General features: G+C 68.2%; 12 protein-coding genes. 9 read left to right on the top strand and 3 right to left on the bottom strand.

What is annotated here, in order from left to right; genetic code table 11:
* Positions 1-245: 245 nt before the first annotated feature.
* Entirely contained in the window at positions 246-1,016 is a 771-nt protein-coding gene (glcC, locus tag ACPTTF_RS17310; RefSeq protein WP_423367509.1) for a transcriptional regulator GlcC, read from the bottom strand.
* Positions 1,017-1,235: 219 nt separating this feature from the next.
* On the opposite strand from glcC, the gene glcD reads away from it, so the two are divergent.
* The 8 genes from glcD (at position 1,236) to ACPTTF_RS17270 (ending at position 12,061) form a co-directional block, all read left to right on the top strand.
* The gene (glcD, locus tag ACPTTF_RS17305; RefSeq protein ID WP_423367508.1) at positions 1,236-2,735 is read left to right on the top strand and encodes a glycolate oxidase subunit GlcD; all 1,500 of its coding nucleotides are present in this window, start codon (positions 1,236-1,238) and stop codon (positions 2,733-2,735) included.
* Complete coding sequence (gene glcE / locus ACPTTF_RS17300; RefSeq protein ID WP_423367507.1) at positions 2,735-3,811, top strand: glycolate oxidase subunit GlcE; 1,077 nt, start codon at positions 2,735-2,737, stop codon at positions 3,809-3,811. Before glcD ends, glcE begins: the two co-directional genes overlap by 1 nt.
* A gap of 24 nt (positions 3,812-3,835) precedes the next feature.
* Positions 3,836-5,056, top strand: coding sequence for a glycolate oxidase subunit GlcF (gene glcF, locus ACPTTF_RS17295; RefSeq protein WP_423367506.1), 1,221 nt, complete (start codon positions 3,836-3,838; stop codon positions 5,054-5,056).
* Positions 5,057-5,076: 20 nt separating this feature from the next.
* Positions 5,077-5,481 (top strand): GlcG/HbpS family heme-binding protein, encoded by a 405-nt coding sequence (locus ACPTTF_RS17290; RefSeq protein WP_423367505.1) that lies wholly within the window; start codon positions 5,077-5,079, stop codon positions 5,479-5,481.
* Between the two features lie 44 nt (positions 5,482-5,525).
* On the top strand, positions 5,526-7,700 hold the full coding sequence (locus tag ACPTTF_RS17285) for a malate synthase G (protein ID WP_423367504.1): 2,175 nt from the start codon (positions 5,526-5,528) through the stop codon (positions 7,698-7,700).
* A 594-nt stretch (positions 7,701-8,294) separates the two neighbouring features.
* On the top strand, positions 8,295-9,857 hold the full coding sequence (locus ACPTTF_RS17280) for a sensor domain-containing diguanylate cyclase (RefSeq protein WP_423367503.1): 1,563 nt from the start codon (positions 8,295-8,297) through the stop codon (positions 9,855-9,857).
* Between the two features lie 148 nt (positions 9,858-10,005).
* Entirely contained in the window at positions 10,006-11,388 is a 1,383-nt protein-coding gene (locus ACPTTF_RS17275; protein ID WP_423367502.1) for a cache domain-containing protein, read from the top strand.
* A gap of 28 nt (positions 11,389-11,416) precedes the next feature.
* The gene (locus ACPTTF_RS17270; RefSeq protein ID WP_423367501.1) at positions 11,417-12,061 is read left to right on the top strand and encodes a response regulator; all 645 of its coding nucleotides are present in this window, start codon (positions 11,417-11,419) and stop codon (positions 12,059-12,061) included.
* A 54-nt stretch (positions 12,062-12,115) separates the two neighbouring features.
* Here ACPTTF_RS17270 and ACPTTF_RS17265 read toward each other — a convergent pair whose 3' ends face one another.
* On the bottom strand, positions 12,116-13,636 hold the full coding sequence (locus tag ACPTTF_RS17265; RefSeq protein ID WP_423367500.1) for an MFS transporter: 1,521 nt from the start codon (positions 13,634-13,636) through the stop codon (positions 12,116-12,118).
* Between the two features lie 144 nt (positions 13,637-13,780).
* Here ACPTTF_RS17265 and ACPTTF_RS17260 point away from each other — a divergent pair, with 144 nt between their 5' ends.
* The gene (locus ACPTTF_RS17260; protein ID WP_166955809.1) at positions 13,781-14,422 is read left to right on the top strand and encodes a TetR/AcrR family transcriptional regulator; all 642 of its coding nucleotides are present in this window, start codon (positions 13,781-13,783) and stop codon (positions 14,420-14,422) included.
* A 96-nt stretch (positions 14,423-14,518) separates the two neighbouring features.
* Here the strand turns inward: ACPTTF_RS17260 and ACPTTF_RS17255 are convergent, their stop codons facing one another.
* On the bottom strand, positions 14,519-15,115 hold the full coding sequence (locus ACPTTF_RS17255; protein ID WP_166955807.1) for an MlaC/ttg2D family ABC transporter substrate-binding protein: 597 nt from the start codon (positions 15,113-15,115) through the stop codon (positions 14,519-14,521).
* Between the last annotated feature and the right edge of the window lie 87 nt (positions 15,116-15,202).

The following is a 15,202-nucleotide window of genomic DNA, read 5'->3' as shown; positions in this document are numbered from 1 at the left end:
GCGGAATCGGGTCAGCGCGGGCATCGAGCCTGTCATCATGCGTCGGAATCGACATGCAGCATCCTCCTGTCAGGATCTGTGACGTATCACGCTCGACGATACACAGCGCGTGTTGCACGAATGTGCACAAATCATGTGCGGGCCGCGCATCAAATAGATCACATTGTGACGTATTCGGTTGTGGCACCGCTTCCACAGCGCACTGTGCTTGATTTACGTCATCGTACGAACGAGCCTTCCCACCTTCAAGTCCACCCTTCAAGCCGCAACGTCGACCGCACGAGCCGCTGCTCCTCCTGCTCGATCTCCCGCAGATACTCGACGCACTGACGAATATGCTCGCTCGCCGCCTTGCGCGCCTGGTCCGGCAATCGCCCCGTCACCGCGTTGTAAAGCCGCGCATGCTGACGATCGATCTGCTTCTTCAGCGGCTCGCGGTGATAGAGATTGTTCACCGACGCAAACACCGAACTCAGCAGCAGATCCGTCAACGATTGGAGCGTATTCACAAGCACCGGGTTATGCGACGCCTCGCAAATCGCGAGATGAAACGCATGATCGAGCTTCGCGCGCGCAGCCGGGTCGAGATCCTGCGCATCGGCCGCGGTCATCTCGTCATAGCGCCGCTTGATCAGGATGAAATCGGCCGGCGTACCGCGCAGCGCCGCGAGCCGCGCAGCCTCCGTCTCGAGCATCCCGCGCACCTCGAACAGGTCGTACAGCGTGCGCGGCTGCGAGCCGAGCAGATGCATCATCGGCGAGACTTCGCGTTGCGGGGTCAGGCTCGCCACGAACGAGCCCTTGCCGTGCGTGGTGTCGATGATCCCGCGCGCACGCAGCAACTTCATCCCTTCGCGCACGGCGGTGCGCGACACGCCGAGCTTCTCGGTCAGCCGCCGTTCGGACGGCAATGCCTGGCCCGCCTTCAGCACGCCGTCGACGATCAGCTGCTCGATGCGCTCGGCGACGACGTCGGCCACGTTCCGCGCCGAACCCGCCTGTTCGTGCATTTCCATACTGGTATGACCACTTCGGGAGAATATCGGCGATTTTCCCACAAACCCTTGTCGCCATTCAGTTTTACGGCAATCGAAACAGCCGCCTTCTGGCGTCCCGACAAAAACTGGTATGACCACATTCGCCACGTCTGGACACGCGCGCGCCGCCCGCCAAGAATCCATCCGTTCCGGCGTGCCGCGCCTCGCGCAGCCGCCTGCATGGTGGAGACAACCCCGATGAGTTTCACCTACGACGAACGGATCGATGGCCCGCTGGCGACCGTCGGCCGCGACACACTCGTCGCCGCACTGCACGCGGCGGCGCCCGGCCTCGACGTGCTGCACGAACCCGAGGCGCTCAAGCCGTTCGAATGCGACGGCCTCGCCGCGTACCGCACGGTGCCGCTCGCGGTCGTGCTGCCCGACACGGTCGAGCAGGTGCGCGCGGTGCTGCGCGTCGCCGCCGCGCTCGGCGTGCCGGTGGTCGCGCGCGGCGCGGGCACCGGGCTGTCCGGCGGCGCGATGCCTCTTGAGAAGGGCCTCCTGCTCGTGATGGCAAAGTTCAACCGGATTCTCGACATCGACCCCGATGCCGGCATCGCGCGCGTGCAGCCCGGCGTGCGCAACCTCGCGATCTCGCAGGCCGCCGCGCCGTACGGCCTCTACTACGCGCCCGATCCGTCGTCGCAGATCGCATGCTCGATCGGCGGCAACGTCGCCGAAAACGCGGGTGGCGTGCACTGCCTCAAATACGGGCTCACGGTGCACAACATCCTGAAGGTCGAGATCCTGACGATCGACGGCGAGACGCTCACGCTCGGCGCCGACGCGCTCGACGCACCCGGCTTCGACCTGCTCGCATTGTTCACCGGCTCGGAAGGGATGCTCGGCATCGTCACCGAAGTGACCGTGAAGCTGCTGCCGAAGCCGCCGAGCGTGAAGGTGCTGATGGCGAGCTTCGACGACGTCGCCGAAGCCGGTGCCGCCGTCGCGCGGATCATCGGCGCGGGCGTGATCCCCGGCGGCCTCGAGATGATGGACAACCTCGCGATCCGCGCGGCGGAGGATTTCATCCACGCGGGCTATCCGGTCGACGCACAGGCGATCCTGCTGTGCGAACTCGACGGCTCGCCGACCGATGTCGAAGAAGACGCCGAACGCGTCGCCACGCTGCTGCGCGACGCGGGCGCAACGGAGATCCGCGTCGCGCGCGACGAAGCCGAGCGCCAGCGTTTCTGGGCCGGCCGCAAGAACGCCTTCCCCGCGGTCGGTCGCATGTCGCCCGACTACTACTGCATGGACGGCACGATCCCGCGCCGCGAGCTGCCGCGCGTGCTCGAAGGGATCGCCGCGCTGTCCGCCGAATACGGGCTGCCGGTCGCGAACGTGTTCCACGCGGGCGACGGCAACATGCACCCGCTGATCCTTTTCGACGCGAACCGGCCCGGCGAACTCGACCGCGCTGAAGCGCTGGGTGGAAAGATCCTCGAGCTGTGCGTCGCGGCGGGCGGCAGCATCACCGGCGAGCACGGCGTCGGGCGCGAGAAGATCAACCAGATGTGCGTGCAGTTCAACGCCGACGAAATCACGTTCTTCCACGCGGTGAAGGCCGCGTTCGATCCGCAGGGCCTGCTCAATCCCGGCAAGAACATCCCGACGCTGCATCGCTGCGCCGAATTCGGCGCGATGCACGTCCATCACGGCAAGCTGCCGTTTCCCGAACTGGAGCGCTTCTGATGCGACGCGACATCGAATCGATCGACGACAGCGCGGCGCTCGTCGCCCAGGTCGACGCGGCCATCCACGACCGCCAGCCGCTGCACATCCGCGGCGCCGGCACGAAGGCATTCCTCGGTCGCCCCGTCGAAGGCCGCACGCTCGACGTGCGCACGCATCGCGGCGTCGTGTCGTACGACCCGACCGAACTCGTCGTCACCGCGCGCGCGGGCACGCCGCTCGCCGATCTCGAAGCGATGCTCAATGCGGCCGGCCAGATGCTGCCGTGCGAGCCGCCGTCGTTCGGCGGCGCGGCCACGGTCGGCGGGATGTTCGCGGCGGCGCTGTCGGGCCCGCGCCGCCCGTGGGCCGGCGCGGTGCGCGACTTCGTGCTCGGCTGCCGCGTGATCACCGGCCACGCGAAACACCTGCGCTTCGGTGGCGAGGTGATGAAGAACGTCGCGGGCTACGACGTGTCGCGGTTGCTCGCGGGCAGCTTCGGCTGTCTCGGCGTCGTGACCGAGGTATCGCTGAAGGTGCTGCCGAAGCCGCGTGCGACGTGCGATCTCGCGTTGCCGCTCGCCGCGGACGAAGCCGTGCAGCGTGTCGCCGCCTGGCGACGCGCCGGGCTGCCGCTCGCGGGCGCATGCCACGCGGACGGCGTGCTGCGCGTGCGGATCGAAGGCGGCGAGGGCTCGGTGAAGGCCGCGCGCGACACGATCGGCGGCGAGCGCATGGACGATCGCGACGACGCGTTCTGGGCACGGCTGCGCGACCTTGCGCTGCCATTCTTCGACGACCCGCGCCCGCTGTGGCGCGTGTCGGTGCCGGCCGCCGCGCCGCTCGACGCACTGCCCGGCGCGCTGCTTGCCGACTGGGGCGGCGCACAGCGCTGGCTGAAGAGCGACGCCGCGCCGGCAGACGTGCAGCGGTTCGCCGCGCAATGGGGCGGCCACGCGACCTGCTTCACGCCGGGCACGACGCGCGAGCCGTTCCAGCCGCTGCCGCCTGCGCTGTTGCGCGTGCACCGACAGCTCAAGGCGCAGCTCGACCCGCATGCGATTTTCAATCCCGGCCGCCTGTACGCCGATTTCTGACGCGAACCCGATCCCGACCCGCCGATGCAAACCAATCTCAGCGAAGCAAGCAAGGCCCTCGCCCGGGCCGACGAAGCGGAAGCGATCCTGCGCGCGTGCGTGCACTGCGGCTTCTGCAATGCGACCTGCCCGACCTACCAGGTGCTCGGCAACGAGCTCGACGGGCCGCGCGGCCGCATCTACCTGATCAAGCAACTGCTCGAAGGCGAGCCGTGCGGCGAACGCACGCAGCGGCATCTCGACCGCTGCCTGACGTGCCGCAACTGCGAGACGACCTGCCCGTCCGGCGTGCGCTATCACACGCTGCTCGACATCGGCCGCGTGGAAGCCGAGAAGCGGGCACAACGGCCCGCGCGCGAACGCCTGCTGCGCGCGGGGCTGCGTCACGTCGTGCCGCGCCCGGCGACGTTCGCCGCGTTGCTGAAGGCCGGCCGCACACTGCGCCCGCTGCTGCCCGGCGCACTGCGGGACAAGATCCCGGCCGCCGCCCCCGCGGCCGCACCGCGTCCGCCCGTGCGCCACGCGCGGCGCGTGCTGATGCTCGAAGGCTGCGTACAGCCGTCGTTGTCGCCGAACACCAATGCGGCCGCCGCGCGGGTGCTCGACCGGCTCGGCATCAGCGTGAGCCCGGCGCGCGAAGCCGGCTGCTGCGGCGCGACCGAATATCACCTGAACGCGCAGGATGCCGGCCTCGCCCGCGCACGCCGCAACATCGACGCATGGTGGCCCGCGATCGAGGCCGGTGCGGAAGCGATCGTGCTGACGGCGAGCGGCTGCGGCGCGTTCGTCAAGGAATACGGCGACCTGCTGCGCTCCGACCCCGTCTACGCGGAGAAAGCGCGGCGCGTCAGCGCGCTCGCGCGTGATCTCGCCGAGGTGCTCGCGGCCGAGCCGCTCGACGCGCTGGCCGGTTCGACGCCACGCCGCGTCGCGGTGCATTGCCCGTGCACGCTGCAGCACGCGCAGCGCCTCGGCGGTGCGGTCGAACGCATCCTGACGCGGCTCGGCTTCGATCTGACGAATGTCGCCGACGGCCACCTGTGCTGCGGCTCGGCCGGCACGTATTCGCTGACGCAGCCCGAACTCGCGACGACACTGCGCGACAACAAACTCGACGCGCTCGAAGCCGAGCGGCCGGACCTGATTGTCACGGCCAACGTCGGCTGCCAGACTCACCTGAACGGCGCGGGCCGCACGGCCGTGCGCCACTGGATCGAGCTCGTCGACAACCATCTCGTGAACTGACCTGATTCCGGAGAAATGCCATGCAGACGAAACCCGAACTCGAACTCGCCGATGCCGACCGCATGCTCGCCGCCGCCCGCGCGGAAGCGGAGCGGCACGGCTGGGCCGTGTCGATCGCCGTCGTCGACGACGGCGGCCACCTGCTCGCGTTCGCGCGGCTGAACGGCGCATCGCCGGCCAGCAGCTATATCGCGCAGGACAAGGCGCGCGCGGCGGCGCTCGGCCGGCGCGAGACGAAGGCGTATGAGGATATGATCAACGGTGGCCGCACCGCGTTTCTCAGCGTGCCGCTGACGGGGTTGCTCGAAGGCGGCGTGCCGGTCACGGTCGGCGGCCGGATCGCGGGCGCGATCGGCGTGTCTGGCGTAAAGTCCGAGCAGGACGCGCAGATCGCCCGCGCCGGCACACAAAGCGTCGTGGCATAGCCAGCCAAGCCGCGCGCGCGCATTTTTCCCCGGGAGGATTAACGATGATCGACCAAGCAGGACTGCAAGTCGCGCCAGCGCTGAGCCAGTTCATTGAAAACGAAGCGCTGCCGGGCACCGGCATCGACAAGGCCGCGTTCTGGAGCGGTTTCTCGGCCCTGGTGCACGACCTGGCGCCGCGCAACCGCGAGCTGCTCGCGGAACGCGACCGCCTGCAGCAGGAACTCGACACCTGGCACCGCGCGCACCCCGGCCCCGTGCGCGACCACGCCGCGTACCGCGTGTTCCTCGAACAAATCGGCTACCTCGTACCGGTCCCGTCGAACGTCGCGGCAGCCACCGCGAACGTCGACAGCGAGATCGCCACGCAGGCCGGCCCGCAGCTCGTCGTGCCGCTGTCGAACGCACGCTATGCGCTGAACGCCGCGAACGCCCGCTGGGGCAGCCTGTACGACGCGCTGTACGGCACCGATGCATTGCCCGAAGACGGCGGCGCCGAACGCACCGCGACCTACAACCCGACGCGCGGCCAGCGCGTGATCGACTACGCGCGCAACGTGCTCGACAACGCGGCGCCGCTCGCGAGCGGCTCGCACCGCGACGCACTGCGCTACCGCGTGCAGGACGGCCAGCTCGCCATCGAAACCGCGAAGGGGATCGTGGGCCTCGCGCAACCGGCACTGTTCGTCGGCTACCAGGGCGCGGCCGACGCGCCGTCCGCGATCCTGCTGAAGCACAACGGCCTGCACCTCGAGATCCAGATCGACGCATCGACGCCGATCGGCCGCGCCGATCTCGCGAACGTGAAGGACGTCGTGCTCGAAGCCGCGGTCAGCACGATCATCGACTGCGAGGATTCGGTCGCGGCGGTGGACGCCGACGACAAGATCCAGCTCTACCGCAACTGGCTCGGCCTGATGCAGGGCACGCTGGTCGAGGAAGTCGCGAAGGGCGGCAAGACCTTCACGCGCCGCCTGAACGCCGACCGCGAGTACACCACGCCCGACGGCGGCACGCTGTCGCTGCACGGCCGCTCGCTGCTGTTCGTGCGCAACGTCGGCCACCTGATGACCAACGGCGCGGTGCTCGACCGCGACGGCAACGAGATTCCGGAAGGGATCCTCGACGGCGTCGTCACGGTGCTGTGCTCGCTGCACGACCTGAAGGCGAAGCGCAATTCGCGCACGGGCTCGATCTACATCGTCAAGCCGAAGATGCACGGCCCGGTCGAAGTCGCGTTCGCCGATACACTGTTCGCGCGCATCGAGGATCTGTACAACCTGCCGCGCAACACGCTGAAGATGGGCATCATGGACGAGGAGCGCCGCACCAGCGTGAACCTCGCCGCGTGTATCGCCGCAGCCGCCGCGCGCGTCGCGTTCATCAACACCGGCTTCCTCGACCGCACCGGCGACGAGATGCACACCGCGATGGAAGCGGGCCCGATGATCCGCAAGGGCGACATGAAGTCGTCGGCGTGGATCCAGTCGTACGAGCGCAACAACGTGCTCGCGGGCCTGTCGGCCGGCCTGCGCGGCCGCGCGCAGATCGGCAAGGGCATGTGGGCGATGCCGGACCTGATGCACGCGATGCTCGAGCAGAAGATCGCGCATCCGCGCGCCGGTGCGAACACCGCCTGGGTGCCGTCGCCGACCGCCGCGACGCTGCATGCGCTGCACTACCACCTCGTCGACGTGCAGGCCGTCCAGCAGGCACTCGAGAAGACGCCGTACGCAAGCGAACGCGACACGCTGCTCGAAGGCCTGCTGACGGTGCCGGTGGTCGAGCGCGCCGAGTGGAGCGAGGCCGAGATCCTGAGCGAAGTCGAGAACAATGCGCAGGGCATCCTCGGCTATGTCGTGCGCTGGGTCGAACAGGGCGTAGGCTGCTCGAAGGTGCCCGACATCCACGACGTCGGCCTGATGGAAGACCGCGCGACGCTGCGCATTTCGAGCCAGCACATCGCGAACTGGCTGCGCCACGGCGTGATCACCGAGGCGTTCGTGCTCGACGTGTTCAAGCGGATGGCGCGCGTCGTCGACCAGCAGAACGCCGGCGACCCGAACTATCGCCCGATGGCGCCCGGCTACGACCAGTCGACCGCGTTCAAGGCCGCGTGCGCGCTCGCGCTGCAAGGCACGTCGCAACCGAGCGGCTATACCGAGCCGCTGCTGCACCGGTTCCGGCTCGCGTTCAAGGCGCAACAGCACGGCGGATAAGCAGGGGCGTGCTGCGGGTTTCCGGCATGCCGGAAGCCCGTATGCCGCGAGCCCGTATGCCGGGAGCCCGTATGCCTGCTTCACGAAACGGGCGGCCGCAACGGCCGCCCGTTTTCATTTTCGCGTTCGTCCGGTTGTTGAAACGAATAATCGGCGCGTATCGCATGCCTTCATTTTTTTCGCGCGCCGACCGTTAACCCGATGGAATCGGCAGCCGCGCGCCACGGTTTCGCCACTCATGCCGCAAAGCCTTGCGCGGGAACGCTCTGCCCGATATTCGCAAGCCCGGGAATTCACTGTAATTTGATCCGGATCAACAGCCCGCAACATTTTCCGCGCGCGTGGACGCGCGCGTTATACTCCGTTGAATTCGCGCTGCCCGATTCGTCAGATCGTCGAATCGGCGCAGATGTCACCAGTGAATGCTTGATTTACTGGTATATCTGTCCGCGATAGCCGATAATCGGCGCCCATTTTCTCCGCCGGTCAGCAGGAAGGCGTCGGAATGGCCGCGTGACGGATCACCGCCGGCACGCCATACGAACAATTGCATCGGCCCGCCGCCCGGCGGCAATGCCCATCGATCCACGGACCATGGCAGAAACCGACTACGCAATGCCCAGCGAATCCGGCCTGACGAGCCGTGTCGCCGCTCATCTGCGCCGGTTCCTGCTGCCGCACCTGATCTTCTATACCGGGCTGCTGATCGCGCTGCTGCTGCTGTCCCTGTGCGGGATCGTGCTGTACGAAGGCCGCATCGACGCGCGCGACCGCTCCGCCGCGATGCAGCAAAATCTCGCGCTGATGGCGTCGTGGGACATCGAGCGCAACATCGAGATCTATTCGCTGTCGCTGCAGGCCGTCGTCGAAGGCGAGAACGACCCGGATGTCGTCAAGCTGCCGATGCCGCTGCGCCGCCAGGTGCTGTTCGACCGCGCGACGACGGCCAAGTACCTCGGCGGCATCTACGTGCTCGATGCGAAAGGCGACATCTCGGTCGACGGCAAGAGCGACGTGCCGCGCAAGGCCAATTTCGGTAACGAGCCGTACTTCACGGTGCACCGCGACCACCCCGACATCGGCCTGTACGTCAGCCCCCCGTATCATTCGCGGTTGCGCGGCGGTTCGCCGAGCATCGCGCTCAGCCGGCGGATCACGAAGCCCGACGGCTCGTTCGGCGGCGTCGCCGTGATGTCGATCCGGCTCGAATATTTCCAGAACCTGTTCTCGCGGCTGTCGCTCGGCGATCGCGGCTCGATCGCGCTGATCAACACGGATGGCAGGATGCTCGCGCGCGAGCCGTACGACCCGAAGATCGTCGGCCGCGACATCAGCCGGGCCAGCACGTTCCGGCGGTTCATGACCGCCAACGAAGGCAGCTTCGCCGATACCGCGTCGATCGACGGCGTGCGGCGCCTGTACGTGTTCCGCCACCTCGAGCAACTGCCGCTCATCATCATGGTCGCGCGCTCGGAAGCGGATACCTACGCCGCGTGGTACGACCGTGCGATTCCGATCGGCTCCGCGATGGCCGCGCTCGCGATCGGCTTCGTCGGCCTGTCGCTGCTGCTCGACGTGCAGCTGCGCAAGCGCCACCGCGCGGAAACCGAACTGCAGGCGCTCGCGCGCACCGACGGCCTCACGGGCCTCGACAACCGCCGCATGCTCGACGTCACGCTCGCGCGCGAATGGCGCCGGGCCGCGCGCTCGCAGCACGCGCTGTCGCTGCTGTTCATCGACGTCGATTACTTCAAGCGCTACAACGACACGCAAGGGCACCAGGCCGGCGACGACGCGCTCGCTGCGGTCGGCCACTGCATCGCCGGCTGCCTGCGCCGCCCGGCCGATTACGCGGCACGCTACGGCGGCGAGGAATTCGTCGTCGTGCTGCCCGACGTCAGCACGGACGGCGCGGTGTTGATCGCCGAGACGATCCGCACCGGCATCCTCGATCTCGGCATCCGGCACGACGCCGGCACGTCGGGCCGCCTGACGGTGAGCATCGGCGTGACGACGAGCTATCCCGAACACGACGACGACATGCAGGCCGCGCTGAAGCTGGCCGACGACGCGCTGTATCGCGCGAAGGAAGGCGGGCGCAACCGCATCGTCGTGCACGCGGCCGCCTCCGGCGGCTTCGCGGCGCGGCAGGCCTGAACGGGCAGCCGCCGGGCGACGGCAGGGCGGCCGCCGGGCCGCCGTCGCCGCCCATGCGCAAAATCGCCGACAATGTCGCCTCGACACGCCGCCGCACGGCTGCTTCGCCCGGCCGGCCCGCGCGGGCACGCGGCCGCTTCGCACCACCATGAGACTCAAGGCAAAGATCTTCCTTCTGGCCATCGTGCCGTTCCTGCTCGCGATCGCCGGCATCGGCTTCGGCGTGCGCCAGCAGGCGACGTCCCTCGCGCGCACGCAGCACGCGACGATCCAGGCCGCGTACCTGTCGAGCAAGGAAGTCGAGCTGAAGCACTACGTCGAGCTCGCGACGAGCGCGATCATGCCGCTCTACGACGCGAGCGGCCGCAACGCGCGCGACGACGCGCTGCTGCGCACGCAGGCACTCGCGATGCTGCAGAAGATGGATTTCGGCCCCGACGGGTATTTCTTCGTGTACGACCTGCACGGCAATTCGCTGATGCATCCGCGCGAGCCCGAGCGCGTCGGCCACAACTACTGGTCGATGCGCGACCCGCAGGGCGCGCTGACGATCCAGAAGCTGATCGGCGCGGCGTCGAGCGGCGGCGGCTACGTGCGCTACGCATGGCAGCGGCCGTCGACGGGCCGCGTCGCGCCGAAGCTGGGCTACGTCATCGCGCTCGAACGCTGGGGCTGGATGGTCGGCACCGGCATCTATCTCGACGATGTCGACACCGCGCTGCAGCGTATCGACGCGCGCGCGTCCGCGAACATCGAGCGCACGATGAGCTGGCTCACCGCGATCGCGCTCACGGGTGCGGCTGCCATCGCCGTGTGCGCGCTGGTGCTGAACGTCAGCGAGTCGCGCAGTGCCGACGCGAAGCTCAAGCTGCTCGCGCAGCGCGTCGTCGAATCGCAGGAGCAGGAGCGGGCGCGGCTGTCACGCGAGCTGCACGACGGGATCAGCCAGATGATGGTGTCCGCGAAGCTGATGCTCGAATCCGCGCTCGCGCGCTTCGAACGCGGTACCGCGCGCATGCCAGAGGCCGAGCAGGCGCTGACGTCGGGCGTCGTGCGGCTCGGCGACACGCTGCGTGAAGTGCGGCGCATCTCGCATGCGCTGCGTCCCGCGATGCTCGACGATCTCGGCCTCGCAGCGGCACTCGAGCAGCTGGTGCGCGAGCTCGGCGCCGAAAGCGGCGTCGACATCGGCTATACGCAGGTCGCGCACAGCGGCACCCGGCCGCTGCCCGCGGCCGTCAACACTGCGCTGTTCCGGATCGCACAGGAAGCGCTCAGCAACATCGTGCATCATGCGCAGGCGTCGCGCGCGGCCGTCACGCTCGACGTCGGCGCGCACTCCGTCACGCTGACCATCGCCGACAACGGCTGCGGCTTCGACGCCGAACGCTCGCAGGCCGACGCGCGCCGCGGCATCGGCCTGCGCAACATGCGCGAGCGCCTCGACGCGCTCGGCGGCATGCTGACGATCACGTCGCAGGTCGGCCACACGATCGTCGCCGCGCGTGTGCCGCTGCCCGGCGCCGCCTGACGCCCCCATCACCGGAGACCTTTTGCCCATGAGCGCCCCCGACACCGCCCGGCCCGTCGCCCGACTGCTGCTCGTCGACGATCACCCGCTCGTGCGCGACGGCTTGCGGATGCGGCTCGAAGCGGCCGACCTGTCCGTGGTCGGCGAAGCCGGCAACGCCGACGAAGCGCTCGCGCTCGCCGCGTCGCTCGAACCCGATCTCGCGCTGATGGACATCGGCATGAACGGAATGAACGGCATCACGCTCGCAGGCGTGTTCCACGAACGCTTTCCGGGCATCCGCGTGCTGATGCTGTCGATGCACGACAACGTCGAATACGTGACGCAGGCCGTGCGTGCCGGCGCGAGCGGCTACCTGCTGAAGGATTCGCCCGCGAGCGAGATCGTGCGCGCGATCGGCACGGTGCTGGCCGGCCAGACGTTCTTCAGCGAAGGACTCGCCGCGCGGATGATCCACGCGAGCGCGAACACGTCACCGCTCGACCGGCTCACGCCGCGCGAACGCGACATCCTCGACGCACTGGCGCAAGGGCTGTCGAGCAAACAAATCGCGCAGCAGACGGGGCTATCGGTGCGTACGGTCGAAACTCACCGGCTCAACCTGAAACGCAAGCTCGAGATCGAAGGGCAGGCCGAGCTGATCAAGTTCGCGGTCGAGCATCGGCGAAGGTAGGCACACCCGACGCAGCAATTCGCTGCGAAAGGCGCGGCCGGCGCGCACGCCACGTCATTCCGGCTGTGAAGACGTCACGCACGCCGCCGCGCGTTCCGATCGTTTCTTCGTTTCACGCTGCATCATCAGCATTGCCGCAACCCAGATACATAGGATTCCAGAACACGAAACCGCGATCGAAAACCCGTACGCCATCGCATCCCGATACGCGCCGAGCAGCGCCGGCCGCGCCGCCGCGAATACATGCTCCATCACCGCCTGCCGTGCCAGCTTATCCGCCTGCGGGCTGCCAGCCGCTTGCAACACGCCCGTCATCCGGTGCACCGCCCCGACGCTCATCATGCTGCCGAGCACGGCGATGCCCATGCTCATCCCGGTCTGGCGCAACGCGTTCATCGTCGCCGACGCCATGCCCGCGCGTTCGGCCGGCGCCATTTCCATCACGCTCATGCCGGTCGCGGGCACCGCGAGCCCCATGCCGACCCCGAGCACCGCCAGCGCGATGCCGACCGGCACATACGGCGTTCCCGCACCGAAGCCTGCCATGACCGCGAGCATCCCGCCGATCAGACCGTAGCCGGCCACCATCAGCGCGTGCAACGGAACGCGCGCCGCGATGCGCCCGAACAGCATCGACGTGAGCGCCGTCATCACGAACTGCGGCATCAGTTGCCAGCCGGCCGCGGCAGGCGTACGCCCCTGCGCCTGCTGCAGGAACAGCGACAGGAAGAACAGGCTGCTGTACCCCGAGAACCCGAGCACGAACGACGCGAGATTGGCGCGCACCAGCCGCCGGTCGCGAAACAGCCAGACCGGCAGCAGCGGCCGCTCGACGCGCGCTTCGACCCGCACGAACACGACGAACGCCACCGCGGCGCCCACCAGCGGCGCGAACACCTTCACGTTCGCCACGCCGGCTTCGCCGATGCCGATCAGCCCGTACGTGAGCAACCCGAGCCAGACCACGCTCAGCGCCTGGCCGAGCGGATCGAACGCCGCATGCTGCGGATGCCGACGCTCCGGAATGCCCCACGCGCCGAGCAGCACGGTCACGATGCCGATCGGCACGTTGACGAGGAAGATGTTCTGCCATCCGCCATGCTCGACGAGCAGGCCGCCCACCAGCGGCCCGAGGATCAGCGCGAGCGCGCTGAACGCGGACCATCCGCCGATCGCGCGGGCGCGCTCGCGCGCATCGGGAAACGCATGTGTGAGGATCGGCATCGCGCCCGGTATCAGCAATGCGCCGGCGAGCCCCTGGATCGCGCGCCCGACGAGCAGCGGCGCGAGCCGGCTCGCGCATGCGCAGACCACCGAGCCGGCCGTGAACAGGATCACGCTGGCGAGCCATACGCGCTTGTGCCCGTAGCGATCGCCGAGCGGCCCGGCCGACAGCATGAACGCGGACAGCGCGAGCGCATACGCGTTGACGACCCACTGAAGGCCGCCGATGTCGGTATCGAGCGCCGTCTGCAGCGTCGGCAACGCGACGTTGACGATGCTGATGTCGAGCGTGGCGAGAAAGGTGCCGAGACAGGCGGCCAGGACGAGTGCGGCGCGACGGTAGCGAGGCATGGTGGTCGGCCCTTCACGGGCACAAAGATGAGAATGGTTCTCATCATATATATCGACTGACCGTCGGTCAATGGATTGCGTTGGCCGTGAACGGAGCGCTGGCCTAAACTGCGGGCTTTGCACGAACGGGCGTCGAGCCGCGCGATGACGGACAGGACAAAGGCAGGAACCACGACAGTGAAAGACGACGCGCCGGCGGGCAAGCTGCCGCGCACGAAGCCGGCGGAAGTACGACTCGAGGAACTGATGGCCGCGGCCGAGACGCTGTTCCTCGCGCAGGGCGTGGAAGCGACGACCATCAGCGAGATCGTCGAGCACGCGCAGGTCGCGAAAGGCACGTTCTATCACTACTTCGAATCGAAATCCGACATGCTCGCCGCGCTCGCGCAGCGCTACACGGCATCGTTCCTCGACCGGCTGCAGCACGCGGTGGACGCGTGCGACGCCGACGACTGGCTCGCGCGCCTGCGCGCGTGGATCCGCACCAGCATCGAAACCTACGCGGCGACCTTCCGCACGCACGACATCGTCTACGCGAATCACCATCACCACGATCGCACGAATGCCGACAAGAACGCGATCCTCGAGCAGCTCGGCGCGATTCTCGACGGCGGCGCGCGGGCCGGCACGTGGCGGCTCGCGCACCCGCAGGTCACCGCGCTGCTGATCTATGCGGGCGTGCACGGCGCGACCGATCACATCATCGCGGCGCCGGAAACGGATCGCGCCGCGTTCGTCGATGCGGTGGTCGACGATTGCTTGCGGATGCTCGGCGTCGGCGCATGAAGCATCGCAGGTGGGCGCCGCACGCGCGGCCCGCAACAAAAAAGGGCGCCCGAGGGCGCCCTTCATGCATCCGGATTCCGAACCGCGCAGCGGCCGTCAATTCGTCCGCGAATTGTGCTTCTGCAGATACGCGATCAGGCCATCGATCCCGCCCGATGCGAGCTGGCTCTTGAACTGGCCCTGGTAGACCTGGATCAGCCACGCGCCCGACATGTCGATGTCGTAGATCTTCCAGTCGTTGCCGACCTTGCCGAGACGATAGCCGACCGACTGGCTGTCGCCCGGCGTCGAGACCGTCGACTGCACGAGCGCGTCGGCACCCGACGCGCCGCCGGCCTTGAACGAGAACTTCGCGTCCTGGCTGCCGAGCTGCGCGAGCGACGCGGCATAGGTGCGCGTCATCAGCAGCTTGAACTGCTTGTACAGCTCCTGCTGCTGTTGCGGCGTGGCCTGCTTCCACGCATCGCCGACCGCGATGCGGGTCGTGCGCTCGAAGTTGGTCGCGGGCAGGAAGCGCTGCTCGACGACCTGCGTGACCTTCGCCATATCACCGCCGCGTGCGGCCGGATCGGCCTTCATCGCGGTGACGGTGCCCTCGACCGCATTGCGGACGATATCGACCGGCGCGCTCTGCGCGAAAGCGGAAACCGACACGGCGGCCGCCGCGACGAAAGCAAACAGATGACGTTTCATACGAATATCGCTCGATGAGAAAAAACGACCGGTTCATTGCACCGGCCGACGATGCAAAGTATACCGGGCCTGACGCCTCGGTGTGCC

The organism is Burkholderia crassaminum, from assembly GCF_964265005.1.
Taxonomy (GTDB): Bacteria; Pseudomonadota; Gammaproteobacteria; order Burkholderiales; family Burkholderiaceae; genus Burkholderia.
Note: the sequence above shows the minus strand (reverse complement) of the source record. Positions and strands in the feature narration are given on the sequence as shown.

Excerpts from the sequence above, each read along its gene's own strand:
- ACPTTF_RS17255 (WP_166955807.1), bottom strand. The coding sequence starts at position 15,115 with ATGAAACGTCATCTGTTTGCTTTCGTCGCGGCGGCCGCCGTGTCGGTT.
- glcD (WP_423367508.1), top strand. The coding sequence starts at position 1,236 with ATGAGTTTCACCTACGACGAACGGATCGATGGCCCGCTGGCGACCGTC.
- ACPTTF_RS17290 (WP_423367505.1), top strand. The coding sequence starts at position 5,077 with ATGCAGACGAAACCCGAACTCGAACTCGCCGATGCCGACCGCATGCTC.
- ACPTTF_RS17275 (WP_423367502.1), top strand. The coding sequence starts at position 10,006 with ATGAGACTCAAGGCAAAGATCTTCCTTCTGGCCATCGTGCCGTTCCTG.
- glcC (WP_423367509.1), bottom strand. The coding sequence starts at position 1,016 with ATGGAAATGCACGAACAGGCGGGTTCGGCGCGGAACGTGGCCGACGTC.
- glcF (WP_423367506.1), top strand. The coding sequence starts at position 3,836 with ATGCAAACCAATCTCAGCGAAGCAAGCAAGGCCCTCGCCCGGGCCGAC.
- glcE (WP_423367507.1), top strand. The coding sequence starts at position 2,735 with ATGCGACGCGACATCGAATCGATCGACGACAGCGCGGCGCTCGTCGCC.
- ACPTTF_RS17285 (WP_423367504.1), top strand. The coding sequence starts at position 5,526 with ATGATCGACCAAGCAGGACTGCAAGTCGCGCCAGCGCTGAGCCAGTTC.
- ACPTTF_RS17260 (WP_166955809.1), top strand. The coding sequence starts at position 13,781 with ATGACGGACAGGACAAAGGCAGGAACCACGACAGTGAAAGACGACGCG.
- ACPTTF_RS17280 (WP_423367503.1), top strand. The coding sequence starts at position 8,295 with ATGGCAGAAACCGACTACGCAATGCCCAGCGAATCCGGCCTGACGAGC.
- ACPTTF_RS17270 (WP_423367501.1), top strand. The coding sequence starts at position 11,417 with ATGAGCGCCCCCGACACCGCCCGGCCCGTCGCCCGACTGCTGCTCGTC.
- ACPTTF_RS17265 (WP_423367500.1), bottom strand. The coding sequence starts at position 13,636 with ATGCCTCGCTACCGTCGCGCCGCACTCGTCCTGGCCGCCTGTCTCGGC.